Raw genomic sequence first — 23,924 nt, 5'->3', positions numbered from 1 at the left:
CGATGCTGGTCGCGGCGGCGGTGTGCCCGCACCCGCCGATCCTGGTGCCGCAGGTGGCCTCCGGGGCGGCGGCGGAACTGGATGAGCTGCGCGGCGCCTGTGACGAGGCGGTGCGGCGGCTGCTGGAGGCCGAGCCCGGGCGGCTCGTCGTGGTCGGCGGCGCCCCCCACACCCGCGGCTATGACGCCACCGCCCAGGGCGATCTGCGGCCTTATGGCGTGGACATGCGTTTCGGTGGCCGGCCGGGCGGCCCGCGGCTGCCGCTGTCGCTGACGATCGGCGCCTGGCTGCTGCAGCGCGCCTCCTGCGACCTGGGCGACGTCCGCTACCAGGCCGTCGGGTTCACCGAACCCGCATCCGCATGCCTTCGGCTCGGCGAGCAGATGGCGGCCGCCCACCCGCGGCTGGGGCTGCTGGTGATGGGGGACGGCTCGGCCTGCCGCACCGAGCAGGCCCCCGGCTACCTCGACGAGCGGGCCGCCCCCTACGACGCCGCGGCGGCACGCGCCCTCGCGAGCGCCGACACCGCCGCGCTGGCCGCCTTGGACCCTGCGCTGTCGCAGGAACTTCGGGCGGCCGGGCGGGCGGCATGGCAGGTGCTCGCCGGAGCGGCCGGCAACGCGGCCTTCACCGCCGAGCTACTGGCCGACCAGGCCCCCTACGGCGTGGGATATCTGGTCGCGAGCTGGATGACCGCCCAGGTCCCGCACGGGACTTAGGTTCCCTGCGGGCTCCTTGCGCGGTCAGCTTCCCGGAGTGCTCGGCGGCCGGCCCCCGCCCCGGTTGCGGTCGACGTAGTCGGAAGCGGCCCGCTGCCCCTTGTCGACGTGCTGGGAGTAACGGCCGCCGGTACGCTGGTCGACCATGTCCCCGGCCTTCTCCACGCCCTTTTTGGCCTTGTCGGAATGCTGGCCGAGCATCTGCTTGACCTTGCTGACGATCGACATGTGATCCCCCGATTCGTGATCGTCGGCACCGGATGCACCGGCGCCCGGACAACTGCCCCATACCCGCCCAGATGGCAAGGTTATGCCCGTGACCTCTCCCAATGTGCTCGCCGTCGTCGGCCCCACCGCCTCCGGCAAGTCCGATCTGGCGGTGGAACTGGCGCTGCGGCTGAACGGCGAGGTGATCAACGCCGACTCGATGCAGCTGTACCGCGGCATGGACATCGGCACCGCCAAGCTGACCGCCGAGCAGATGCGCGGCGTCCCGCACCACCTGCTGGACGTGTGGGAGGTGACGAAGACCGCCAGCGTGGCCGAGTACCAGCGGCTCAGCGCACAGGTGATCGCAGAGGTCCAGGGGCGGGGCCGGCTGCCGATCCTGGTCGGCGGCTCCGGCCTGTATGTGCGGGCGGCCCTCGATGAGATGAACTTCCCCGGCACCGACCCGGCCGTGCGCGCCCGCCTGGAAGAAGAACTGGCGGCGGTCGGTCCCGGCGTGCTGCACCAGCGGCTGCGCGAGCGCGACCCGCAGGCCGCGGCGGCCATCCTGCCCAGCAACGGGCGGCGCATCGTACGGGCCCTGGAGGTCATCGAGATCTCCGGCCGCCCCTTCACCGCCACGCTGCCGGAGTACCGCTACCGCTACGACGCCGTCCAGATCGGGCTGACCGTGCCGCGCCCGGAGCTGGATGAGCGGATCGCCCGGCGGGTCGAGCACATGTGGCGGGCCGGCCTGGTGGAGGAGGTGCGGGCGCTGGAACGGGCCGGCCTGCGCGACGGCCTGACCGCCGGGCGGGCCCTCGGCTACGCCCAGGTGCTGCGCTTCCTGGCCGGGGAGTGGACCGAGGAGCGGGCCAAACAGGAGACGATCAGGGCCACCCGCCGCTTCGCCCGCCGCCAGGAGTCGTGGTTCCGGCGCGACCCGCGGGTGCACTGGATCCCCTACGACGCCCCCGACCTGGTCGAACGGGCCTTGGCCGCGGCCGGCGCATAGGATTCGGGCCATGCGTTTCATCAAGGGGCACGGCACCGAGAACGACTTCGTCATCCTGCCGGACCCCGACGGGGCACTGGACCTGCGCCCGGCCACCGTGGCGGCTTTGTGCGACCGCCGCGCCGGCATCGGCGCCGACGGCGTGCTGCGGGTCGTCCGCACCAAGGCCGCCGGCGACCCGATCGCCGAGGAGCTGGCCGGCGAGGCCGAGTGGTTCATGGACTACCGCAACGCCGACGGCAGCCTGGCCGAGATGTGCGGCAACGGGGTGCGGGTCTTCGCCCGCTACCTGGTGGACGCCGGGCTGGCGGCGCCGGGGGAGTGGGACGTGGCCACCCGCGCGGGCCTGCGCCGGGTGACGCTGGGCCCCTCCGGCGACGTCAGCGTGGACATGGGCGCGCCGCTGGTGCAGGGGCGGGGCCGGGCCCGCCTGGCCGGTGAGGACTTCACCGGCCTGCGGGTGTCGATGGGCAACCCCCACCTGGCCTGCCCGGTCGACCGCCCGGTGGCCGAACTGGACCTGACCCGCCCGCCGCAGGTGGACGAGCGGGACTTCCCCGACGGCGTCAACGTCGAGCTGTTCCGCATCGTCGGGGACCGCCAGGTGGAGATGCGGGTGCACGAGCGGGGCTCGGGGGAGACCCGCTCCTGCGGCACCGGCGCGGTCGCCACCGCGGTCGCGGCGGCCGGGGAGGACCCGTCCCCCGGGGAGTGGATCATCGACGTCCCCGGCGGCCGTGTCACCGTGACCCTCGACGGCCGCACCAGCCACCTGCGCGGCCCGGCCGTCCTGGTCGCCGAGGGCGAGATCCGCGCCGACTGGCTGCGCTGACCCCTCCTGCGCCGTCCTCGCCCCGCGCGGCCGCCCACCGCAGCGGAACCGGCCGGGACGTGAAGGCCCTCGACGGGCGGAGGAAACCGCACCGGGCGAGCCGTCCCGATGTCCGTGCTGTGCGCCCGTCCCAGCGGGAACGGGACGGAGGTCACTGCTCACCGGGACCGCCGGGCGCCTAACTTCGATCATGCACACCCTGTGGGGACCGCACGGGCAGGGATGGGAGCCCCGATGTCCGTGCGGTGGCGTGGGCCGGTGGCGACCTTGAAGGCGGGGGGCGGCCACCGGCCCTACGCCTCAGATCCCTGCGAGCCTTCACCGGATCCGGCGGACGCACCGTAAGGACGGGGGAACCCGGCGGCCGGAACCGGCTGTCAGGGCGCGGCCGTCGCCGGAGAAGCGGGCGGAAGACGCCGCCCCTACCCGGGAGGCCTCCGGCTCGCCGCGGCGGGGACGCCATGGATCGGCAGCCGCGCCTGGACCAAGGTCCCCCCGGCGGGCCCCGGCCCGATGGAACAGGAGCCGCCCAGCTCGGCGGCCCGTTCCCGCATCGAGGACATCCCCACCCCGGCCCGTGCGGCGGCCGGGGGGCCCACCCCGTCGTCGGCGACGCTCACCCGCAGCTCGCCGGAGCGTTCCAGCCGCACCACCGCCGTCGTGGCCCGGGCGTGGCGCCGCACGTTGGTCAGCGCCTCCTGGACGATCCGGTAGGCGGCGACCTCGACGGCGGCCGGCAGGTCCTCCAGGTCCCCGGACAGCTCCACGCGCACCCGCAGCGGGTCGCCTCCGCCCGGCGACTCCGCGGCGCCGTCGGCCAGCGCCTGCACGGCCCCGGCCAGGCCCAGGTCGTCCAGGGCGGGCGGACGCAGCCCGTAGACCAGCTCGCGGATGTCGGCGATGGTCTGGTTCATGGTGGTGCGCAGCCGCTCCAGCAGCGGGTCCACGGCGGCCGGGTCGCGGCGCAGCGTCAGCCGGGCCGCGTCCACCGTCATGGCCAGGCTGGCCAGCGTGGGGCCCAGCCCGTCGTGCAGGTCGCGCCGCAGCCGCCGCCGCTCCTCCTCCCGGGTGGCCAGGATGCGCTCGCGGGAGCGCTGCACATCGGCGGTCAGCCGCACCGCGTTGGCCAGCTCGGCCAGGTTGCGGGCCATCACCGCGGCGATCCGCCGGTCCGGGGGCTCGGTGCGGGACAGCAGCAGCCGTCCCACCGGGCGGCCGTGCCACACCAGCGGGATCGACTCCGGGTCCGGGCCCAGGTCGCCGTCCTGGGCCAGCGCCGCCCGGCCCTCCCGGCCGGTGACCTCCACCACCACGCCGGTGGCGCGCAGCGCCTCGCGCACCGCCGAGGCCGCCACCGCCAGCGCGGCGGCCGGGTCGGAGGCGGTCTGCAGCCGCCGGTTGAGCCGGTCGGCGATGCGATAGGGGTCGCGTTCGCCGTGCAGCACCCGGTCCACGGTGCGCTGCAGCCGCCGCCGCACCGGCTCGAACACCGCCCCGGCGGCGATGGCGCCCACCAGCCCGGCCATCGGCCCGCGCTCGGCGAACACTAAACTGGCCGCGCCCACCAGCGCGAAGTACACCCCGGTGATCACCACCGCCAGCCCGGCGTACACCAGGGTGCGGCTGACCACCAGGTCGATGTCGTAGAGCCGGTAGCGGGTGATGGCGATGGCCACGCAGACCGGCACGGCGGCGATGGTGATGTTGCGCAGCGGGTCGCCGATCGGGGTGGTCTCGCCCACGAAGACGACGGTCTGGGCGAACACCCCCGGGTAGATGACCCACGCGATCTGACGGCGCACATCGGAAGGGGCGCGCCAGAAACGCAGGGCCACCGACACCAGGCTCGCCGCCAGCGTCCCCAGGATGGTGACGCTGATCGGCAGGGGGATGTCCTGGAACGGGTAGACCGAGACCCCGTTGTGGAAGCGCCGCGCGCCCGGATCGACGGTCAGGTGCACGCACACGATCAGCGGCACCGCCAGCGCCACCGCCAGGACCGGCCGGAACCAGCGGGACACCAGCCGCCCGTCCGGGAAGATCAGCGGCATCACCAACGTCAGCGTGAACGTGTCGACCGCCCACAGCCAATGGCCCAGCCACACGAAGAACCAGGCCCCCGGCCAGGCGCGCGTCTCCATCCAGGGGCCCAGGTTCAGCGACAGCACGTACACCGCGGCGCTGAGGCCGGCCCCCAGCATCAGCCAGCCGACCCGTAGCCCGGGGCGGTGCCGCAGCAGCAGGGCCGCCACCGGAGTCCAGGTCAGCGCCACGACGGCCTCAGGGTGCCACCACACCATCCGCCGGTGCGCCGGCACGTGCAGGCCCAGCAGCAGCGAGACCAGGACCAGCGCCACGGCGGCCGACATGAGCCACAGCGCCGCGCGGCTCGCCCGGCGGTTCCGGTCGCCGGGCATCGAGCCCTCTTCGAGCGGGGCCCCGTCCTGGCGCGGGGAACCCGGACGAGGCCGAGAAAGGTGCACCGCGGTACTTTCTTGCCGGAAATAAGGCTGGAGGCATCGTAGAACGTCCCGGCCGCTGTCCTGGATGCGACGGGGCGGTCGTCTCATGACGGCGGGACAGCGCGTTCCCCACACTGGCCGAGCCGATGCCCGAAGAACCGGGCCGGCCGAAAGAAGTTGTGAGGGAGCGGCGAAAAAATGCGCAGGCTGATCGGTGCGCTGGTCGCGGTGTGGCTGGCGGTGCCGGCCGTGGCCGGGCCGGCATGGGCCGAGGACAAGGAGACACCGCTGGCCACCAAGCTGGCGGCCAGATCGCACCCGGCCGTCCAGCTGCTGGTCACGGAGTACTCGGCGCAGCTGTCGGTGCCGACCATGGCCACCAACGACGCCGAGGTGGAAAAGCTGGTCCAGGAGACCATCCGCAAGGTGGTCAACGGGGAGATCCCCCGGGACGAGCAGAGCCTCTACAAGTACATCCTGGAGCGGTGGGCCGCGGACGTGGACCGCTTCCTGCGCCCGGTGGCCCCCCAGCGGGTGGTCGAGGCCAAGGTCTCCGGCACCTGCACCGGATGGTGGGTGAGCCCGGACGGGTACATGGTGACCGCCGCGCACTGCATCAAGCCCGACACCGAGCAGCTCAGCCAGACCTTCGCCGAGCAGGCGCTCGAGCAGATCAACAAGCAGGACGTCCAGGAGCTGATCCAGGCCATCGCCCAGGAGGGGCAGGCCAACGACGACAACATCGAAAAGGCCACCGAGCTGGTGGTGCAGTTCAACGCCAAGCACCTGAAGATGGGCGAGGTCAGCCAGTCCACCTCGGTGCTGCAGAGCGTCCAGGGCGGCGGGGTGGACAAGTCCGCCAAGGCCCTGCCGGTGGAGATCGTGACGGCCGGGGAGAGCTACCCGGGCAAGGACGTGGCCGTCCTGAAGGTCAACGGGCAGCAGAACCTGCCCACCCTGGAGCTGGGCGCCGATGACGACGTGCAGGTCGGCGACACCCTCTACATCGACGGCTTCCCCGGCACGGTGACCAACAACGGCACCCTCAGCCTGGAGAGCAAGCTGCAGCCGACCTTCACCCAGGGCCCCTACAACGCCCAGCGCAGCACGCAGACCGGCGTGCCCTACTTCCAGACCCAGGCGCCGGCCTACGGCGGCAACTCCGGCGGCCCGGTGTTCAGCGACTCCGGCAAGGTCGTGGGCATCCTCATCGCGGGCCTGAACGACGCCAACGGCCAGTCGGCGCAGAACCAGCAGCTGGTGCTGCCGGTCAGCGTGGTGAAGGAGAAGCTGAACGAAAAGAACGTCAAGCCCGTCACCTCGAACACCACCGTCGCCTACAACGAGGCCCTGGACTCCTACTTCAAGCGGCACTACAAGAGGGCGCTGCCGAAGTTCCGCGAGGTGCAGGCCCTCAACCCCGGTCACCCGTACGTCGCCAAGTACATCAGCGACTCGCAGGCGGCCATCAACGCCGGCAAGGACGAGACCCCGGCCCCGCTGGTCACCTGGGTGGTGGGCGGCCTGGCGGTGGGGGCCGTGGCCGGTGTCGCCCTGGGAGTGGTCACGGTGCTCCGCCGCCGCTCGCGGCGCGGCCCGGGTGACGGCCAGGGCCCGGCCTTCCCCGCCGGCCCGTCCCCCTTCGGCGCGCAGCAGCCCGTCCCGCCGGTCGGCCCGCCGCCGGGGCAGCCCGGCTACGGGGGCGGCCCCGCGGCCCCGCTGCCCGGCACCCACGGCTCGCCGCTGCCCCCGCCCGCCCAGCCCGGCGGCACCGGGTACCAGCAGCCCTGGCCCGGCGCCTGACCGGACTTCCGGCCGACCGGCCTGAGGCGAACCGCGAAGGCGGCCGCCCGCGGAACGTTCCGCGGGCGGCCGCCTTCGGCGCGTCGAGAGCCACTGGGCGTTCGCAACGCCTCGCCGGGCGGGCGTCGACGAGGCCGCGCCGACTCCGGGCCCGCGGGCCGAACTGCGGGAACACCGGGACCAGGCCGTCGCGTCGAGACCCGGCCTCCTCCCCGGCCGCGCATCACGGCCCCCTCTGGGATCACGTTCCGAAACGGAACGAACGCACCAGGTCCCGATTTCCCTGCGCGTCCCGTGACGACTCAGTAACATGCCGTACTGCCCTGGTCTCAAGGGGGAGTAGGTGGCGGGTTTCCTGGTTCGCAGGCTGTTGCACGGGGTGGTGCTCGTGGTGCTGGCGGCCAGCCTCACCTACCTGCTGGCGGCCTCCGCCCTCCGGCCGCGCGCCCATTTCGAGCAGCGCAACCCCCGCCCGCCGGACGCCGTCGTGGACGCCGAGCTGACCGCCCTCAACCTCAACGACCGCACGCCCCTGTTCCGGCGCTACGCCACCTGGGCGCGCGCGGCGGTGCGCGGCGACCTCGGCCGGACCCTGGAAGGCGAGCCGGTCGCCCCCGAGCTGCGGCGCCGCGCCCTGGTCAGCCTCCGGCTGCTGGCGGCCGGCGTCCTGCTCGGCGGGGCGCTGGGCGTGCTGGCCGGCGCGGGCACGGCGATCCGCCGGAACGGGGCGGGCGACCGGCTGATCACCGTCTGCTCGTTCGTGCTGCTGTCCACCCCGGTCTTCGTGCTGGCCGTGCTGCTCCAGCTGGGCGCCGAGCGGATCAACCGCCTCACCGGCGTGCAGCTCTTTGAGTGGGTGGGGGAGTACACGCCGGGCCACGGCGGCGCGCGGCTGGGCGAGCGGCTGCGGCACCTGCTGCTGCCCACCGTGACGGTGGTGCTGGTGCAGGCCGCCGTCATCAGCCGCTACCAGCGCCATCTGATGCTGGACGTGCTGGGCGCCGACTTCGTGCGCGCGGCCATGGCGCGGGGGCTGACGCGCCGCCGGGCGCTGCTGCGGCACGGGCTGCGCACCGTGCTGGCCCCGGTGACCACCTACCTGGCCTACACGTTCGGGGCGGTGCTGCTGGGCGCCTTCTTCACCGAGAAGATCTTCGGCTGGCACGGCGTCGGTGAATGGCTGATCGACTCACTGCACCGCGGGGACGTCAACGTGGTCGCCGCCGTCGGCCTGCTGGCCGCGCTGCTGGTGCTGCTGGCCGGGCTGGTCGCCGACGTCGCGCACCGGCTGCTGGACCCCAGGGCCGGAGCGGTCCGGTGACCGCCGTGCCGCGGCCGCTGCCCTCCCGCACCGCGCTATGGGCCCGGCGGGTGCTGGCCGACCGCCGGGCCGTGCTGGGGCTGACCCTGCTGGGGGCACTGGTGCTGCTGGCCTTCGCCGGCCCGGCGCTGTCGCGGTGGGAGTGGACCGACACCGACTTCACCGCGATCCGCGAGCCCCCGTCCGCCGAGCACTGGTTCGGCACCACCGACAGCGGCCGGGACGTCTACGCCCTCACCTTGCGCGGCATGCGGCGCTCCCTGCTCATCGGGTTCTGCGCGGCGGCGCTGACGACCGCCCTGGCCGCGCTGGTGGGGATCACGGCCGGGTACGCCGGCGGCTGGATCGACCGGACGCTGATGTGGGGGACGGACCTGCTGCTGGTGGTGCCGGCGTTCCTGGTCGTGGCGATGCTGTCCCCGGCGCTGGGGGCGACCTGGCCGCTGCTGGTGGCGGTGCTGGCGGCGGTCATGTGGACGATCACCGCGCGGATGGTCCGGCACATGACGATCTCGCTGAAACGGCGCGAGTTCGTGCTGGCCGCCCGCTACATGGGAGTCGGCCCCGTGCGCACCGTGCTACGGCACATCCTGCCCCACCTGGCCTCACTGCTGATCATCGACGGCACGCTCAACGTCGGCGTCGCCATCGTCGCCGAAAGCGCCCTGGCGTACTTCGGGTTCGGGGTACGGCCGCCGGACGTTTCGCTGGGCACGCTGATCGCCGACGGCAGCGGCGCGGTGACCGCCTTCCCCTGGCTGTTCGGGTTCGCCGCCGCGTTGCTGGTGCTGACCGTGCTGGCGGTGAACCTGGTGGGCGAAGGACTGCGCGATGCCCTGGACCCGGCCGCGGGGGGCGGTGCCCGGTGACCGTGCTGGAGGTCCGGGACCTGCGGGTGGGGTTTCACGGCGGACGGGTGCCGGCGGTGCGGGGCGTGGACTTCTCTCTTAAGCGCGAGGAGGTGCTCGGCATCGTCGGCGAGTCCGGCTGCGGCAAGTCCGCCACCGCCCTGGCCCTCATGGGACTGCTGCCGCCCGGCACCAAGATCGGCGGCTCGGTCCGGCTGCACGGACGGGAACTGATCGGGCGAACCGACGCCGAGCTGGCCGCCGTCCGCGGCCGGGACATCGCCATGATCTTCCAGGATCCGGCCGCGGCGCTGAGCCCGGTCCGCCCGGTGGGCGACCAGATCGCCGAGACCATCCGGGTCCACCAGGGGCTGCGCCGCGCGGCCGCCCGCGCCCGCGCGGTGGAACTGCTGGACCTGGTGGGCGTCCCCGACCCCGCCCGGCGCGCCCGCGCCCACCCGCACGAGCTGTCCGGCGGCATGCGGCAGCGGGTCATGATCGCGATGGCCGTGGCCAACCGCCCGTCGGTGATCGTCGCCGACGAGCCCACCACCGCTTTGGACGGTCTCGCCCGGGCCCGGACGCTGGGCGTGCTGCAGTGGGCCCGGGAGACCACCGGGGCCGCGGTCATCGTGATCACCCACGATCTGGGGGTGGCGGCGCACCTGGCCGACCGGGTGCTGGTGATGTACGCCGGGCGGGCCGTGGAGACCGGCCCGGTGGAGGCCGTCTGCACCCGTCCCCGGATGCCCTACACCATCGGGCTGCTGCGGTCGGTGCCGCGCTTGGAGGAGACCCCGTCCACCGCGGGACCGGCAGGGTCACGCCTGGTGGCACTGGAGGGCGCCCCGCCGGTTCCGGGGCACCTGCCGCCGGGCTGCCCGTTCGCCCCGCGCTGCCCGGTCGCTCAGCCGCGCTGCCGCCGCACCGAACCCGAGCCGCGAGTGGTGGGGGAGGACGGCCACCGTGTCGCCTGCCTGCAGGACATCGGCGACCCCGGGGACCTTTACCCCAGGCCCGCGGCGCCGTTCAGCGGGCCGCCCGCCGCCCGCGCGCCGTCCGGCCGCACCGAGCGGCCGGTGGTGCTGGAAGTGCGCGACCTGGTCAGCCGCCACCGGCTGCGCTCATCCGGGCCGCTGCGCCGGGCCGAGACGGTGCCCGTCCTCGACGGCGTCTCCTTCACGGTGCGGGCCGGGGAGACGCTGGCGCTGGTCGGCGAGTCCGGCGCCGGCAAGACGACCACCCTGCTGGAGATCGCGCGGCTGCGCGCCCCGCAGGGCGGGCGGATCACCGTGCTCGGCCACGACGTCGCCGCCCTCACCGCCGCCCGGCGCAAGGCGCTGCGCCGCCGCATCCAGCTGGTCTTCCAGGACCCCTCCTCCTGCCTGGACCCGCGGATGCGCGTCGCCGACGTGCTGGCCGAGCCGCTGAGCGCCTGCGGCCTGCCCCGCCGCCACGCCGCCGCCCGGATCGAGGAACTGCTGGCGCTGGTGGGATTGGAGGCGGAGCTGGCCGGACGGTACCCGGCGAGCCTGTCGGGCGGGCAGCGGCAGCGGGTGGCCATCGCCCGCGCCCTGGCCACCGACCCCCGGCTGCTGCTGCTGGATGAGCCGGTCTCGGCACTGGACGCATCGGTCCAGGCCGGGGTGCTCAAGTTGCTGCAGGACCTCAAGGCCCGCCTCGGGCCGGCCTGCCTGCTGGTGGCGCACGACCTGGCGATGGTCGGGCACGTCGCCGACCGGGTCGCGGTGATGTACCGGGGCCGGATCCTGGAGGCGGGCGAGGTCGGCCAGGTCTACCGCAGGCCCGCCCACCCCTACACGCGGGAACTGCTGGCGGCCGTGCTGCCCCCCGACCCCCGGGGCGGGCGGCGCCGCTTCCCGCCGCCGGCGCCCCCCGAGCACGAGGGGAGGCCACCGCCCGCCGGATGCCGGTTCCGCATCCGCTGCCCCCGCTATGCCGCCTTGGACCCCGCCCGGTCACGGCGCTGCGAGCAGGACGATCCCGGGCCGCTGCGGGTCGGCCCGGACCAGTTCGCGGCGTGCCACTACCCGGAGGCGATGCCCCCATGGACGACCCCGTGAAAGTGCGGGCCTCGGCGCCCGCCCTGGCGTGCGTGATCGTGCTGGCCGCCCTGCCGGCGCTGGCCGGCTGCGACTTCGGGCCGTCGGCCGGCAGGACGCCCGAGCACGTGTCCCAGATTCCCTCCCACGACATCAACCCGATGCCCCGCGAGCGGCTGCGCAGCGGGGGCACGCTGCGGCGGCCGATGCCCGAGTTCCCCGCTCAGTGGAACTTCCACCACCTCAACGGATCCAAGGGCGTGGTCAACGAGGTTCTGCGCGGGGTGATGCCCTACCTGATGCGCTCGGACGCCGCGGGCGTCTCTCACCCCGTCCCCGAGTACCTGGCGGATGTGAAGATCCGCACCAGGCCCGTCCAGACCGTCACCTACACCATCAACCCCAAGGCGCGCTGGTCGGACGGCACCCCCATCACCTACCGGGACTTCGCCGCCCAGGCCCGCGCCCTGTCCGGGCGTGACGCCCGCTTCCAGGTCGCCGCCGTCACCGGCTATGACCGGATCGCCGGCGTCCGCCGGGGCCGGAACGAGCGGCAGGCGGTGGTCACCTTCGCCCGCCCGTTCGCCGACTGGCGGGCGTTGTTCAGCCCGCTGTACCCGGCGGCGACCAGCCGGGACCCGCAGGTCTTCAACCGGGGCTGGCTGCACCGGGTGCCGGTGACCGCCGGCCCGTTTCGCGTCGAGTCCATCGACCGCACCGCCAAAACGATCACCATCGTCCGCGATCCGCGCTGGTGGGGGCGGCCCGCGCTGCTGGACCGGATCGTCTTCCGGGTGATGGACCCCGCCGCCATGCCCGGCGCCTTCGCCAACGGCGAGGTGGACGTGCTGGAGGCCGGCGGCGACGCGGCCGCCTACCGCCGGGCGCTGGGGGTGCCGGGCGCGGTGATCCGCCGGGCGGCCGGGCCGGACTGGCGGCACCTGACCTTCAACGCCGCCGGCCCGATCCTGGCGGACGTGCGGGTGCGCCGGGCGATCATGATCGGGATCGACCGGCGGGCGCTGGCCGAGGCCGACTTAAAGGACCTGGACTGGCCGGTCCAGGTGCTCGGCAACCACTTCTTCATGCACACCCAGGCCGGCTATGTCGACAACTCCGGTGTGCTGGGCGGCCATGACCCGCAGCGGGCGGCGCGGATGCTGGAGGAGGCGGGCTGGCGCCGCACCGGACGCTACCGGGTCAAGGACGGCCGGGTGCTGGCGCTGCGCTTCGTGGTGCCCGCCACCCAGCAGATCAGCAGGCGGGAGGGCGAGCTGGTGCAGGCCATGCTGGCGCGGATCGGGGTGCGGATCGACATCCACCCGGTGCCCACCGATGACCTGTTCGACCGCCACGTGCTGCCCGGCGACTTCGACATCGTGCCGTTCTCCTGGCTGGGCACCCCGTTCCCCGTCTCCGCCAACCGGGCGGTGTTCGCCATGCCGCGCCGCGGCGGCATCCAGCAGAACTACGCGCGGGTCGGCTCGGCGCGGCTGGACGCCGCCATGGACCGGGCCGTCGCCGAGCTCGACCCGGTCAAGGCCCGCCGTCTGGTCAACGAGGCCGACCGGCTGGTGTGGCGGCAGGCCGCCGTGCTGCCGCTGTATCAACGTCCGCAGCTGGTGGCGGTGCGCGGGGAGCTGGCCAACTTCGGCGCCCGGGGGTTTTGCGACCTGGCCTATGAGGACATCGGTTTCCTCGCCCGCCCGGCCGGCTAGCGCCCCGCCCGGCTTTCTGAGTCCCGCTCGGGCATCTGGACCTCGATGCCCTTGCGGTCGCTGGTGAAGCGGGCGTTCCACACATACAGCCGGATGTCGGCCGGATCGATGCGGGCGCTGACCGGCAGCTCGGTGGCGATGCGCACCAGGTAGGAGGAGCCGGGCGGCATCAGCTTGTCGGCGCCGTCGGCGATCAGGCCCGGCGAGCCGTTCAGCCGGGCGGTGATCCGGCTGCGGTTGGGCAGCGTGCACATGTCCTCCGGGACGCCCGGCTGCGGCATGCAGCGCTTGCGCGCCGAGGAGGGCACGTACTTCAGCGGCAGGAACAGGTCGGCGGGGAAGTCCAGCAGGATGGGCCGCTGCTGGGTGTTGGTCAGCACGTACTCGGCGTAGGCGTAGGTGGTGCCCTTGGGGAGCGGGGTGCTGCCGGGCAGGGGAGAGTCGTCGGTGCCCGCCCGGGCGGCGCCCAGCCCGTAGCCGTAGCCCTCGGGAGTGGTGACGTTCAGGGTCGGCCCGGTGCGGGGGGCGTCGGTGACCGCGCCGCCGCCCTGGGTGCTCTCCTGGGCGCCGATCGCCGGCGGGGACGACGGCTCGGCGTCGGGTTTGAGCGCGACGTAGCCGGCGACGACGGCGCCGATGCCGAGGGCTCCGGTGAGCGCGCCGGCCAGCCCGACCTTTCCGGCGTTGCGCTGCTTGCGACGGCGCTGCGAGCGATAGCTGTTGGACATCGTTCGTTCCCGGTCGGTGAGAGCGTCCGGCCCCTCGTGACGCCTGCGGTGGATGCGGTGTTCGGTCCGGTGGACGGTGATCGCGACCGGATCACGGCCGTTTCACAGTAGATCAACGGTTCGGGTGGAACCGTTGCGCTTTCCGCCGGTATGGCTTAGCGGCAGACGATACAGCAGGGACTGGTGCGATGCTTTGGGCCCCCGGAGAAATTGGATTGCATGTCAGTAGCACCGCGGCTCCCCGGCGTCTTCCCGGCCGCTGTCTGTCCAAGTCAGCGGGGCAATAGCGCGTTTCGGCCCAGTCCCCGCAGCGAGGCGTCCAGGACTTGCGCGGTGTGCGCCACCGCGATCTGCTTCCCCCGGCGGCGCAGCGCCGCGGCGATCTGCATCGAGCATCCGGGGTTGGCGGCCACCAGCAGCTCGGCGCCGGTGCCGGCGACCCCGGCCGCCTTGCGGTCGCCCAGCTCGGCCGCGGCCTGCGGCTGCAGCAGGTTGTAGATCCCGGCCGAGCCGCAGCAGATGTCGGGGTCGGGGATCTCCCGCACGGTCAGCCCGGGGATCTCCGCCAGCAGCCGCCTGGGCTGCTGGCGGATCCCCTGGGCGTGGGAGAGGTGGCAGGCGTCGTGGTAGGCCACCGTCATCTCCAGCGGATGCCGCTCGGCGCGCGGCCCCAGCTCCACCAGGAACTCGGCCAGGTCGCGGGTGCGGCGGCTCAGCTCCCTCGCCCGCGCCGCCCACACCGGGTCGTCGGCGAGCAGCTCGCCGTACTCCTTCATGGTCGAGCCGCAGCCGGCCGCGTTGACCACCACCACGTCCACGCCTTCCAGCGCGGCGATCGTCCGGCGCGCCAGCTCCCGCCCTTCCTCGCGGCGGCCGGCGTGCACCGACAGCGCGCCGCAGCAGCCCTGGGCGGGCGGGATCACCACATCGCAGCCCTCCAGCGCCAGCACCCGGGCGGTGGCGGCGTTGACCTCGGGGAAGAACTCGCTTTGCACGCAGCCGGTGAGCATGCCCACCGTGGCCCGGTGCCGGCCGCGCGCGGCCACCCGCCGCGGCAGGCGGGACGGGCGTCCCAGCGGCGGCGCCAGCCGTTCCATCGCCGCCAGCGCCGGCGCCCACCGCTGAAGCAGCCGCAGCGCCCCGGTGCGCTCGGCCAGCCGGTCCAGCCCGCTGCTTTGGTAGACGCGCAGCGGGCCGCGCAGCATGCGCAGCCGCCGGGGGTGGGGGAACAACCGGAAGATCAGCTCCCGGACGGCCCGCTCGGCGGCCGGACGCACATGCTCCAGCTCCACCTGCTGCCGGGTCGTCTCGATCAGCCGGTCATAGCGCACCCCGGACGGGCACGACGTCACGCACGCCATGCAGCCCAGGCACCGGTCGAAGTGCTCGACCATGGCCGGCCCCAGCGGCTCGCCCTCCAGGTGCTGCTTCATCAGGTGGATGCGGCCGCGGGGGGAGTCCATCTCCTGGCCCCACAGCACGTACGTGGGGCAGGTCGGCAGGCAGAACCCGCAGTGCACGCAGTCGCCGATCAGCGAAGCCGGCTCCCGGCTTGCAGACGTCATCAGATCCCTCCCGCGAAACGGCCGGGCGACAGCCTGCGGCCGGGGTCGAACTGCTCTTTCACCCGCCGCATCAGCGCCAGGGCCGGGATCGGGCCCCACAGGTCGATCTCCTCGCGGACGGCCTGGGGGGCATAGCGCACCACCGCGCCGCCCGGCAGCGGGGCCAGCATGCCGCGCAGATCGGCCAGCAGCTTCGCCACGGCCTGCGGCTCGGCGGACCCCAGCCCCACGTGCCAGATGCCCGCCCCCGCCGACCCGCGCAGCACCGTCTCCGCGGCCCGGTGCTCCTGCAGCGTGCCGACGATGCGCGGCAGCGCCGTCGGCGGGCCGGTCAGCTCGATCAGCGTGGTGCCGTCCGGGTAAAGGCCCCACCACGGCGGCGGGGCGTCGGCGATGCGGGCGCCGGCGCCCAGCAGGTCCGCCACCGCCTCGGCGCGGGCCGCCACCCCCTCCGGCACGCCCTCCAGCAGCACGCACAACCGCACCGCCCCGCCGATCTCGGTGTCCACCTCGATCGCGCTGGGCACGTGCGGGGAGTGCAGCACCCGCTGCGCCGCCCGATGGGCCTGCGCGACGTCGCCGAACTCGCCGCTGACATACGCCCGGGCGCCCGGCAGCGGGTGCAGCCGGAAGGCCGCCTCCACGATCAGCCCGAGCGTGCCGAACGACCCGGCCAGCAGCCTGCCCAGGTCGTAGCCGGCCACGTTCTTGACGACCTTGCCGCCGGAGCGGGCGATGCGCCCGTCCGCCCGGATCATCGTCACCCCGATCAGCAGGTCGCGGACCGACCCGTGCAGCAGCCGGGACGGCCCGCCGGCCCCGGCGGCCACCGTGCCGCCCACCGTGGAGTGCGGGGTCGGCACATCCAGCGCCAGGCGCTGCCCGGCACCGGCCAGCACCTCCGCCAGCCGGCCCAGCGTCACCCCGGCCTCCACCGTGACCACCAGGTCGCCGGCGGCGTGCTCGACCACCCTGGCCAGGCCGGTGGTGTCGATCAGCAGATCGCAGCGCTCGGGCGGCAGCCCCCACTCCAGGCGGGTCTCGCCGCCGCGCGGCACCACCGCCAGCTCCAGCTCGGCGGCCACCCGCATCACCTCGGCGGCCTCGGCGACGGTGCGCGGCGCGGCCACCACCGCCGGGACCACGCCGAGCACCCCTTCGGCGGGCAGGCCCTCCCGCACCTCCCCGCAGACCCGGCTGAGCGCCGACAGCGCCCGCTTGTGGAGGGCGTCCATCAGAACAATTCCGCCTTTCCCTGCTGGACCAGCGGATGCGGCTCCTTGCGCACCCTGGGGACCTCCCCGCACAGCCGGGGCGTGGGGAAGATCTTGCCGGGGTTGCACAGTCCGGCCGGGTCGAAGGCGCAGCGCACCATCTGCATGGTGTCCAGGTCGGTCTCGGTGAACATGCGCGGCATGTGACGGGCCTTGTCCACGCCCACCCCGTGCTCGCCGGTGATCGACCCGCCGTGCCGCACGCACAGGTCCAGGATCTGCCCGGCCACCTGCTCGGCCCGCTCGGCGGCCTGCGGCTCGGAGTCGTCGAACAGCACCAGCGGGTGCAGGTTGCCGTCCCCGGCGTGGAAGACGTTGGCCACCCGCACCCCCGCCCGCCGCGACAGCTCCTCGATGTCGGCCAGCACCTGCGGCAGCGCGGTGCGCGGGATCACCCCGTCCTGCACCAGGTAGGCGGGGCTGATGCGGCCCACCGCGGCGAACGCCGACTTGCGGCCCTTCCAGATCAGGGCGCGTTCGGTCTCGTCGGAGGCGACGCGGATCTCAAAGGCGCCCTCTTGGCGGCACAGTCGCCGCACTTCGGCGAACTGGTGCTCGACCTCGGCGGCCGGGCCGTCCAGCTCCACCACCACCACCGCCGCGGCGCCTTCGGGATAGCCGCAGGCCACCGCCGCCTCGGCCGCCTCGATAGCCAGCGCGTCCATCATCTCGATCGCCGCCGGCACCACCCCGGCCGCGATGATCTGCGACACCGCGCTGCCGGCCGCCTCGATGGAGGGGAAGGCCGCCAGCAGCGTCTGCACCGTCTCCGGCAGCCGGGTCAGCCGCACGGTGATCTTGGTGGTGATGCCCAGCGTGCCCTCGGAGCCCACGAACGCGCCCAGCAGGTCATAGCCGCCGCCGTCGCGGGAGATCGTGGTGATCTCCCCGTCCGGGGTGACGATCTCGCAGGCCAGCACGTGGTGGGCGGTGAAGCCGTACTTCAGGCAGTGCGCCCCGCCGGAGTTCTCCGCCACGTTCCCGCCGATGGTGCAGATCTGCTGGCTGGAGGGGTCGGGGGCGAAGTAGTAGCCATGCGGCCGGGCCGCCCGGGACAGTTCCAAATTGATCACGCCGGGTTCCACCACCGCCCGCTGGTTGTCGGGGTCGATGTGCAGGATGCGGCGCATCCGCGAGGTGACGATCAGCACCCCGTCGCTGCGCGGCAGCGCGCCCCCCGACAGGCCCGTCCCCGAGCCGCGCGCCACGTACGGCACGCCCGCCGCCGCGCACCGGCGGACGATCGCGGCGATCTGCTCGGCGGTGTCGGGCAGCACCACCAGCCCCGGCGTGGCCCGGTGGTAGGTGAGCCCGTCGCACTCGTAGGTGCGCAGCCGCACCGGGTCGGTGATCACCTGCTCCGGCCCCAGCAGCTCGGTGAACCTGCCGGCCAGATCCTGCAAACTCATCCCTCGGCCTCCCGGGCGCTGGTGGTCACGGCCGTGCCGGGACACGCCCGTGGGCGCGCCCCGGCACCGGATTTTCCGTGCAGAGAGCTGCTGCGGAGACTAGGGCATGCGCTCGTAGGCCGGCAGGGTGAGGAACTCGGCGTACTCGTCGGCCAGCGTGACCTCCTTGAACAGGGCGACGGCCTGGTTGTAGCGCGGCTCGTCGTAGGCCTGGCCCAGCTCGGCGCGGATGCCGGCCAGCTCCTCGTCCATGATCTTCTCGACGAGCTCCTTGGTGACCTTCTGGCCCTCCTTGAGGGTCACCCCGTTGTTGATCCACTGCCAGACCTGGGAGCGGGAGATCTCGGCGGTGGCGGCGTCCTCCATCAGGTTGTGGATGGCCACCGCGCCGTTGCCGCCCAGCCAGGTGGCCAGGTACCGCAGCGCCACGTCGATGTTGTTGCGCAGGCCCGCCTCGGTGATCTCACCGGGGGTCTTGTCGAAGGCCAGCAGGTCGGCGGCGGAGACCTTGACGTCCTCGCGCAGCCGGTCGCGCTGGTTGGGCTTGTCGCCCAGCACGCCGTCGAAGACCTCCCGGCACACCGGCACCAGGTCGGGGTGGGCCACCCACGAGCCGTCGAACCCGTCGTTGGCCTCCCGGGTCTTGTCGGCCCGCACCTTCTCGAAGGCGACCTTGTTGACCTCGGGGTCCTTGCGGGAGGGGATGAAGGCGGCCATGCCGCCGATGGCGTGGGCGCCGCGCTTGTGGCAGGTGCGCACCAGCAGCTCGGTGTAGGCCCGCATGAACGGGGCGGTCATGGTGATGGCGTTGCGCTCCGGCAGCACGAACTCCGCGCCCCGGGAGCGGAACTTCTTGATCACCGAGAACAGGTAGTCCCAGCGGCCGGCGTTCAGCCCGGCGGAGTGGTCGCGCAGCTCATACAGGATCTCCTCCATCTCGAACGCCGCCGTGATGGTCTCGATCAGCACGGTGGCGCGGATGGTGCCGCGCGGGATCTCCAGCTCGTCCTGGGCCAGGTTGAAGGCGTCGTTCCACAGCCGCGCCTCCAGGTGGCTCTCCATCTTGGGCAGGTAGAAGTAGGGGCCCTTGCCCTTGGCGAGCTGGCGGCGGGCGCAGTGGAAGAAGTACAGCCCGAAGTCGAACAGCGAGCCGCTCATCGGCTCCCCGTCCACCAGGACGTGCTTTTCCTCCATGTGCCAGCCGCGGGGGCGGACCACGATGGTGGCCAGCTCCTCGTCCGGCCGCAGCGCGTAGCTCTTGCCGGTCTTGGGGTCGGTGAAGTCGATGGTGCGGTCCAGGGCGTCCCGCAGGTTGATCTGGCCCTGGATCATGTTCTCCCACAGCGGGGTGTTGGCGTCCTCGAAGTCGGCCAGCCACACCTTGGCGCCGGAGTTCAGCGCGTTGATCGTCATCTTCCGGTCGGTGGGGCCGGTGATCTCCACCCGCCGGTCCACCAGGCCGGGCGCCGGCTCGGCCACCCGCCAGCTGTCGTCGGCGCGGATGTGCGCCGTCTCCGGCAGGAAGTCCAGCGTGCCCCCGGCGGCCAGCTGCTTTTCCCGCTCGGCGCGGGCGGCCAGCAGCTCCTTGCGCCGCGCGCCGAACTCGCGCTGCAGCGTGGCCAGGAAGGACAGCGCCTCGGGCGTGAGGATCTCGTCGTAGCGCTCGTGGAGGGGACCGGTGACCTCCACACCGTCGGGTGCGGTCATCTGCCTGCCCTTTCGTATCGTGAAAACAGACTTCTGTTTAGTGGAACGCTACTGCCCGGTATTCGCCCGGGTCAAAGCGGCCCCCGCCCAGTGCGCCCGGCCGGGCCGCGAGGGCCGTCCCCAGTCATGCCCTCGGGAAGCTCCCCGGACTCCGCTGCAGCGTGAGCGGCCCCGGCGCGAGTCCGCCCGGCCTGTGGCGCGCACGGCCGGGAAGCACAGGCCGGGGCGCCCGCCCGGGCGGCGCCGGCACCGGGACGACAGGTGTGAAACGGCCGATAAATCACGTGGCCATCCGGCCGGGCGGCGTGGCACGATCGTCGGGAAGGATCCGGCCGTCCAACGGCGTTGTAGAGGACATATGACTTCTGCTTTTTTCGAAGACCCGCAGATCCATCGCGACGGCCGGGACGACGGCACGCCGGAGGACTTCCGCGACGAGCCGCTGACCGGTGAGCTCGACCTGGCCGACCGCCAGGCGCTGCGCCGGGTCGCCGGGCTGTCCACCGAACTCGCCGACATCACCGAGGTCGAGTACCGCACGCTGCGGCTCGAACGGGTCGTGCTCGTGGGCGTGTGGACCGAGGGCACCGCGCAGCAGGCCGAAAGCTCCCTGCGCGAGCTGGCCGCGCTCGCCGAGACCGCCGGCTCCCAGGTGCTGGAGGGCCTGATCCAGCGGCGCAGCAAGCCCGATGTGGCCACCTACATCGGCTCGGGCAAGACCGCCGAGCTGGCCGAGATCGTGCGCGCCACCGGCGCCGACACGGTGATCTGCGACGGTGAGCTGTCGCCCAGCCAGCTGCGGCACCTGGAGGAGATCGTCAAGGTCAAGGTCATCGACCGGACCGCGCTGATCTTGGACATCTTCGCCCAGCACGCCCGCAGCCGCGAGGGCAAGGCCCAGGTCGAGCTGGCCCAGCTGGAGTACCTGCTGCCCCGGCTGCGCGGCTGGGGCGGCAACCTGTCCCGCCAGGTCGGCGGCCGGGCCGCCGGCGGCGTGGGCATCGGCGGCCGCGGCCCCGGTGAGACCAAGATCGAGCTGGACCGGCGCCGCATCCGCGCCCGGATGGCCAAGCTGCGCCGCCAGATCGCCGAGATGGCCAAGACCCGCGAGACCATGCGGAGCAACCGGCGCCGCAACCGCATCCCGTCGGTGGCCATCGCCGGTTACACCAACGCCGGCAAATCCTCGCTGCTCAACCGGCTGACCGGGGCGGGCGTGCTGGTGGAGGACGCGTTGTTCGCCACCTTGGACCCCACCGTGCGCCGGGCCCAGACGCCCAGCGGCCGGCCGTTCACGCTGGCCGACACGGTCGGGTTCGTCCGGCACCTGCCGCACCAGCTGGTCGAGGCGTTCCGCTCCACCCTGGAGGAGGTCACCCAGGCCGACCTGATCCTGCACGTGGTGGACGGTTCCGACGCCGAGCCCGAGGCCCAGATCGACGCCGTCCGGCAGGTGCTGCGCGAGATCGGCGCCGACCGGGTGCCGGAGCTGGTCGTGATCAACAAGGCCGACGCCGCCGACCCGCTCACGCTGGCCCGGCTGCGCCGCCGCGAGCCCGGCAGCGTCGTGGTCTCCGCCCGCACCGGCGCCGGCATCGAGGAGCTGATGGCGGCCATCGAGGCCGAGCTGCCGGAAGTGGGGCGCGAGGTGCGGGTCGTGCTGCCGTATGAGCGGGGCGACCTGGTGGCGCGGATCCATGAGCTGGGCGAGGTGTTCTCCCAGGAGCACACCGCCGAGGGCACCCGGCTGCACGCCCGGGTCCCGGCGGCCCTGGCGGCCGAGCTGGACCGGTACGTCACGGCAGAGGCGCTCTGACCTGCGAGAACGGCCGTCGTTCAGCCGGTGGGCCCGGCACCTTGCCGGACCTGCGGCCAGGGCGAGGACGACCTTCTGCCTCATGAGCTGAAGAGGGCTCCCGCCGCCTCTTGCGAGAGGCGGCGGGAGCCCTTGGACGTTGCGGAGGAGCCGGCCGCGGCGGGGGCGACGCCGCTGTCGTCGCCCGCAGTGCCGCGACCGGGCTTCCCGCCGGCGGGCGGGACGGCGCTGAGCGTGGCCCGGCGGCGGGCTTTGAACCGCCCAGTGTGATCGGTCGCAACCGGCTGGGCTCGGTGAGCCTTTTCAACGCGCCGTTTTCACAGGCCGAGACGAGGACATCACAGTCAGGGACGATGCCGTGACCTGGAAGGGCGCGGTACCGGACACCATCCGGGCTCCTGTCCGCGGCGCCCAGGGCTGCGGGGCTGGAAAAGGTTCAGTGGTTACATCTTTGGCATTCGCCTTGACGAAACCGTGGGAATCCGTACGGTCTGAATGACCAAGGGGTGGGTGGCCGCGGGACCGGAGACAAGATCACATATTTTATGTGGCTCTTGTAATGAGGTGGGCATTTTGTCGGTTTTGGTGGGTGTCGGCGGATAAGCCGGGAAAGTGATGAGCATGCTGTCGTGCCGCACAGATGGCGGGCCTGTCCGGCGCGCCGGGCATGCCCAGCGTGCTCGCCCTCGTCCGCCCCGGAGGGCTCTCCTGCGGGCAGACCGCATGCCGACGACTTCTTTTCCTTCGGTTGTGGTTGCTCACAAGAGGTTGTCCACTGGGCGGTGTGTGGTCTACCTTGTCGAAACCGATATCTCCGGTCTCGTCGCTCAAGGTGGTCAGGCGACCACCCGACTCCCAGGCGGTGATTCGCCGGCATCCAGTCGGCGGATCCGATCGAGAGCAGGTGACCCACTGCATGGCGTCCGGTTCAGCGCCTGGCGGCGCATTGCCGTATACGGGTCGGTGACCCCATGACGGTACGGCTGTTGACGAACATCGGCAGGCTCTGGACGGGCACCGATGTGTGCAGCAATGCCGCCATCCTCATCCACAACGACCGGATCGTATGGGCGGGCCCCGCGGCCGACCTGCCGCAGAGCGTGCCCGGTGTGATCGACGACATCGTCGATGTCGACCACGTGGAGAACCTCGGCGGGGGACTGGTCACTCCCGGCCTGATCGACGCGCACTCCCACCCGGTGTACGCCGGCAACCGCTGGGCCGAGCTGGCCATGCGCACCAGCGGCTCGACCTACTCGGAGATCGCCGCGGCCGGCGGCGGCGTCAACTCCACCATCACCGTGACCCGCGGCACCGACCCCTGGACGCTGTGCAACAGCGTCCGGGAGCGGCTGCGGCGCTGGATCGAGGACGGCACCACCACGGTGGAGGCCAAGACCGGCTACCACCTGACCCGCGACGGGGAACTGGCCGACATCCGGATGCTGCGCTCGCTGGAGAGCGAGCCGTCCATGCCGCGCGTCCACGCCACCTTCCTGGCGGCCCACATCCTGCCGCCGGAGTACTTCGGCCGCCGCCGCGACTACGTCGAGGCGGTCCGCCAGTGGACCGGGGACGCCGCCGCGGCCGGCGCCGACAGCATGGACGTCTACTGCGACGAGGGCCACTTCACCCCCGAAGAGGCCCGCGTCCTGCTGTACACGGCCAAGCGGGTCGGCCTGAAGGCGCGCATGCACGCCTGCGCCAACGAGCGCACCGGCGCCGCGCAGGTCGCCGCCGAGATGGGCTGCGCTTCCGCGGACATCCTCACGCACGCCACCGACGAGGACATCAAGGCGATCGCGCACGCCGGGGTCACCGCCACCGTCTGCCCCGGCAGCTCCCTCAACACCGACCGGCCGCTCGCCCCGGTGCGCAAGATGCTCGATCACGGCGTCACCCTCGCCCTGGGCACCGACCACAACCCCGGGCAGTGCGGCATCACCTCCATGCCGCTGGTCATCGGGCTGGCCGTGGCGATGTTCGGCCTCAGCGTCACCGAGGCGCTGCGCGCGGCCACCCTCGGCGGGGCCGCGGCGCTGCGGGTGGGCGACCGGGGCACGCTGGCGCCGGGCATGATGGCCGACATCGTGCTGTGGGACGCCGACCATGAGGGTGCCTTCGCCTGGGCCTTCGGGCTGCGCGCCCTGCGGGTGTGGCGCGGCGGCGTCCCCGTCGTGCACTGACCCGGGCTGAGTCTGGCATTCGCTGGGACCGTGCCAAGCGGTCCCGCGGTCCCCGGCAGACGGCGTCCGTGGCCGGTGACCGCCGCCTGGCGACGGTTTTCCACAACTCGCCGGGATTCTGCCGCATGCGGGGCCGGGCTTTTAGCGTCGATGACATGAGATCTGAACCCGGACGCCGCCCACCAGCCGCTTCTGCGCGTTTCGAGGACCTGATGCACGGCCCTCGGCAGGACCCTCCCGCTGCATATTTA

General features: G+C 73.2%; 17 protein-coding genes. 10 read left to right on the top strand and 7 right to left on the bottom strand.

The annotated features are described in order from the left end of the window. The first annotated feature begins 2 nt into the window (after nucleotides 1-2). The gene (locus tag TCUR_RS16190) at nucleotides 3-719 is read left to right on the top strand and encodes a class III extradiol ring-cleavage dioxygenase family protein (protein WP_012853607.1); all 717 of its coding nucleotides are present in this window, start codon (nucleotides 3-5) and stop codon (nucleotides 717-719) included. A gap of 24 nt (nucleotides 720-743) precedes the next feature. Here the strand turns inward: TCUR_RS16190 and TCUR_RS16185 are convergent, their stop codons facing one another. Continuing rightward, nucleotides 744-947 carry an antitoxin gene (locus TCUR_RS16185; protein ID WP_012853606.1) on the bottom strand — a complete coding sequence of 68 codons (204 nt, stop codon included), beginning with the start codon at nucleotides 945-947 and terminating at the stop codon, nucleotides 744-746. An 82-nt stretch (nucleotides 948-1,029) separates the two neighbouring features. Between TCUR_RS16185 and miaA the strand changes: the two genes are divergently transcribed. Together miaA and dapF are read left to right on the top strand one after the other, a co-directional pair. Continuing rightward, complete coding sequence (gene miaA, locus TCUR_RS16180; RefSeq protein ID WP_012853605.1) at nucleotides 1,030-1,941, top strand: tRNA (adenosine(37)-N6)-dimethylallyltransferase MiaA; 912 nt, start codon at nucleotides 1,030-1,032, stop codon at nucleotides 1,939-1,941. A gap of 10 nt (nucleotides 1,942-1,951) precedes the next feature. Continuing rightward, complete coding sequence (gene dapF, locus TCUR_RS16175) at nucleotides 1,952-2,773, top strand: diaminopimelate epimerase (protein WP_012853604.1); 822 nt, start codon at nucleotides 1,952-1,954, stop codon at nucleotides 2,771-2,773. 422 nt (nucleotides 2,774-3,195) lie between these two features. Here the strand turns inward: dapF and TCUR_RS16170 are convergent, their stop codons facing one another. Next, complete coding sequence (locus TCUR_RS16170) at nucleotides 3,196-5,190, bottom strand: sensor histidine kinase (RefSeq protein WP_012853603.1); 1,995 nt, start codon at nucleotides 5,188-5,190, stop codon at nucleotides 3,196-3,198. Nucleotides 5,191-5,433: 243 nt separating this feature from the next. Here TCUR_RS16170 and TCUR_RS16165 point away from each other — a divergent pair, with 243 nt between their 5' ends. The 5 genes from TCUR_RS16165 (at nucleotide 5,434) to TCUR_RS16145 (ending at nucleotide 12,988) form a co-directional block, all read left to right on the top strand. After that, nucleotides 5,434-7,038, top strand: a complete 1,605-nt coding sequence (locus tag TCUR_RS16165) for a S1 family peptidase (protein WP_012853602.1) — start codon at nucleotides 5,434-5,436, stop codon at nucleotides 7,036-7,038. A 343-nt stretch (nucleotides 7,039-7,381) separates the two neighbouring features. After that, nucleotides 7,382-8,359 carry an ABC transporter permease gene (locus tag TCUR_RS16160; protein WP_012853601.1) on the top strand — a complete coding sequence of 326 codons (978 nt, stop codon included), beginning with the start codon at nucleotides 7,382-7,384 and terminating at the stop codon, nucleotides 8,357-8,359. Then, on the top strand, nucleotides 8,356-9,228 hold the full coding sequence (locus TCUR_RS16155) for an ABC transporter permease (protein WP_012853600.1): 873 nt from the start codon (nucleotides 8,356-8,358) through the stop codon (nucleotides 9,226-9,228). Before TCUR_RS16160 ends, TCUR_RS16155 begins: the two co-directional genes overlap by 4 nt. Next, the gene (locus tag TCUR_RS16150) at nucleotides 9,225-11,291 is read left to right on the top strand and encodes a dipeptide ABC transporter ATP-binding protein (RefSeq protein ID WP_012853599.1); all 2,067 of its coding nucleotides are present in this window, start codon (nucleotides 9,225-9,227) and stop codon (nucleotides 11,289-11,291) included. The genes TCUR_RS16155 and TCUR_RS16150 overlap by 4 nt, the downstream gene beginning before the upstream one ends. Further along, nucleotides 11,276-12,988, top strand: a complete 1,713-nt coding sequence (locus TCUR_RS16145) for an ABC transporter family substrate-binding protein (RefSeq protein WP_012853598.1) — start codon at nucleotides 11,276-11,278, stop codon at nucleotides 12,986-12,988. Before TCUR_RS16150 ends, TCUR_RS16145 begins: the two co-directional genes overlap by 16 nt. On the opposite strand, the gene TCUR_RS16140 is transcribed toward TCUR_RS16145, so the two are convergent. The 5 genes from TCUR_RS16140 to aceB all read right to left on the bottom strand — a co-directional run bounded on the left by TCUR_RS16140 (nucleotide 12,985) and on the right by aceB (nucleotide 19,671). Then, nucleotides 12,985-13,716, bottom strand: coding sequence for a hypothetical protein (locus tag TCUR_RS16140; RefSeq protein WP_012853597.1), 732 nt, complete (start codon nucleotides 13,714-13,716; stop codon nucleotides 12,985-12,987). The two genes, TCUR_RS16145 and TCUR_RS16140, sit on opposite strands and share 4 nt — an antisense overlap. A 272-nt stretch (nucleotides 13,717-13,988) precedes the next feature. Next, nucleotides 13,989-15,281, bottom strand: a complete 1,293-nt coding sequence (locus TCUR_RS16135; protein WP_012853596.1) for a heterodisulfide reductase-related iron-sulfur binding cluster — start codon at nucleotides 15,279-15,281, stop codon at nucleotides 13,989-13,991. Beyond that, a complete protein-coding gene (locus tag TCUR_RS16130; protein WP_012853595.1) occupies nucleotides 15,281-16,516 on the bottom strand; it encodes an FAD-binding oxidoreductase in 1,236 nt (411 codons plus the stop codon). The genes TCUR_RS16135 and TCUR_RS16130 overlap by 1 nt, the downstream gene beginning before the upstream one ends. Then, nucleotides 16,516-17,964 (bottom strand): FAD-linked oxidase C-terminal domain-containing protein, encoded by a 1,449-nt coding sequence (locus TCUR_RS16125; RefSeq protein ID WP_012853594.1) that lies wholly within the window; start codon nucleotides 17,962-17,964, stop codon nucleotides 16,516-16,518. The genes TCUR_RS16130 and TCUR_RS16125 overlap by 1 nt, the downstream gene beginning before the upstream one ends. Nucleotides 17,965-18,063: 99 nt before the next feature. Next, on the bottom strand, nucleotides 18,064-19,671 hold the full coding sequence (gene aceB / locus TCUR_RS16120; RefSeq protein ID WP_012853593.1) for a malate synthase A: 1,608 nt from the start codon (nucleotides 19,669-19,671) through the stop codon (nucleotides 18,064-18,066). A gap of 358 nt (nucleotides 19,672-20,029) precedes the next feature. On the opposite strand from aceB, the gene hflX reads away from it, so the two are divergent. Together hflX and hutI are read left to right on the top strand one after the other, a co-directional pair. Then, nucleotides 20,030-21,487, top strand: coding sequence for a GTPase HflX (gene hflX, locus TCUR_RS16115; protein WP_012853592.1), 1,458 nt, complete (start codon nucleotides 20,030-20,032; stop codon nucleotides 21,485-21,487). Between the two features lie 971 nt (nucleotides 21,488-22,458). After that, nucleotides 22,459-23,673 carry an imidazolonepropionase gene (gene hutI, locus TCUR_RS16110; protein WP_012853591.1) on the top strand — a complete coding sequence of 405 codons (1,215 nt, stop codon included), beginning with the start codon at nucleotides 22,459-22,461 and terminating at the stop codon, nucleotides 23,671-23,673. The last annotated feature ends 251 nt before the right edge of the window (nucleotides 23,674-23,924 follow it).

The sequence above is a fragment of the Thermomonospora curvata DSM 43183 genome (assembly GCF_000024385.1).
GTDB lineage: Bacteria > Actinomycetota > Actinomycetes > Streptosporangiales > Streptosporangiaceae > Thermomonospora > Thermomonospora curvata.
Note: the sequence above shows the minus strand (reverse complement) of the source record. Positions and strands in the feature narration are given on the sequence as shown.

Bases quoted from the DNA above. Each gene is read 5' to 3' on its own strand.
- aceB (WP_012853593.1), bottom strand. From the start codon at position 19,671: ATGACCGCACCCGACGGTGTGGAGGTCACCGGTCCCCTCCACGAGCGC.
- TCUR_RS16130 (WP_012853595.1), bottom strand. From the start codon at position 16,516: ATGGACGCCCTCCACAAGCGGGCGCTGTCGGCGCTCAGCCGGGTCTGC.
- TCUR_RS16140 (WP_012853597.1), bottom strand. From the start codon at position 13,716: ATGTCCAACAGCTATCGCTCGCAGCGCCGTCGCAAGCAGCGCAACGCC.
- TCUR_RS16190 (WP_012853607.1), top strand. From the start codon at position 3: ATGCTGGTCGCGGCGGCGGTGTGCCCGCACCCGCCGATCCTGGTGCCG.
- TCUR_RS16125 (WP_012853594.1), bottom strand. From the start codon at position 17,964: ATGAGTTTGCAGGATCTGGCCGGCAGGTTCACCGAGCTGCTGGGGCCG.
- hflX (WP_012853592.1), top strand. From the start codon at position 20,030: ATGACTTCTGCTTTTTTCGAAGACCCGCAGATCCATCGCGACGGCCGG.
- miaA (WP_012853605.1), top strand. From the start codon at position 1,030: ATGCCCGTGACCTCTCCCAATGTGCTCGCCGTCGTCGGCCCCACCGCC.
- TCUR_RS16185 (WP_012853606.1), bottom strand. From the start codon at position 947: ATGTCGATCGTCAGCAAGGTCAAGCAGATGCTCGGCCAGCATTCCGAC.
- TCUR_RS16165 (WP_012853602.1), top strand. From the start codon at position 5,434: ATGCGCAGGCTGATCGGTGCGCTGGTCGCGGTGTGGCTGGCGGTGCCG.
- TCUR_RS16170 (WP_012853603.1), bottom strand. From the start codon at position 5,190: ATGCCCGGCGACCGGAACCGCCGGGCGAGCCGCGCGGCGCTGTGGCTC.
- TCUR_RS16145 (WP_012853598.1), top strand. From the start codon at position 11,276: ATGGACGACCCCGTGAAAGTGCGGGCCTCGGCGCCCGCCCTGGCGTGC.
- hutI (WP_012853591.1), top strand. From the start codon at position 22,459: ATGACGGTACGGCTGTTGACGAACATCGGCAGGCTCTGGACGGGCACC.
- dapF (WP_012853604.1), top strand. From the start codon at position 1,952: ATGCGTTTCATCAAGGGGCACGGCACCGAGAACGACTTCGTCATCCTG.
- TCUR_RS16135 (WP_012853596.1), bottom strand. From the start codon at position 15,281: ATGACGTCTGCAAGCCGGGAGCCGGCTTCGCTGATCGGCGACTGCGTG.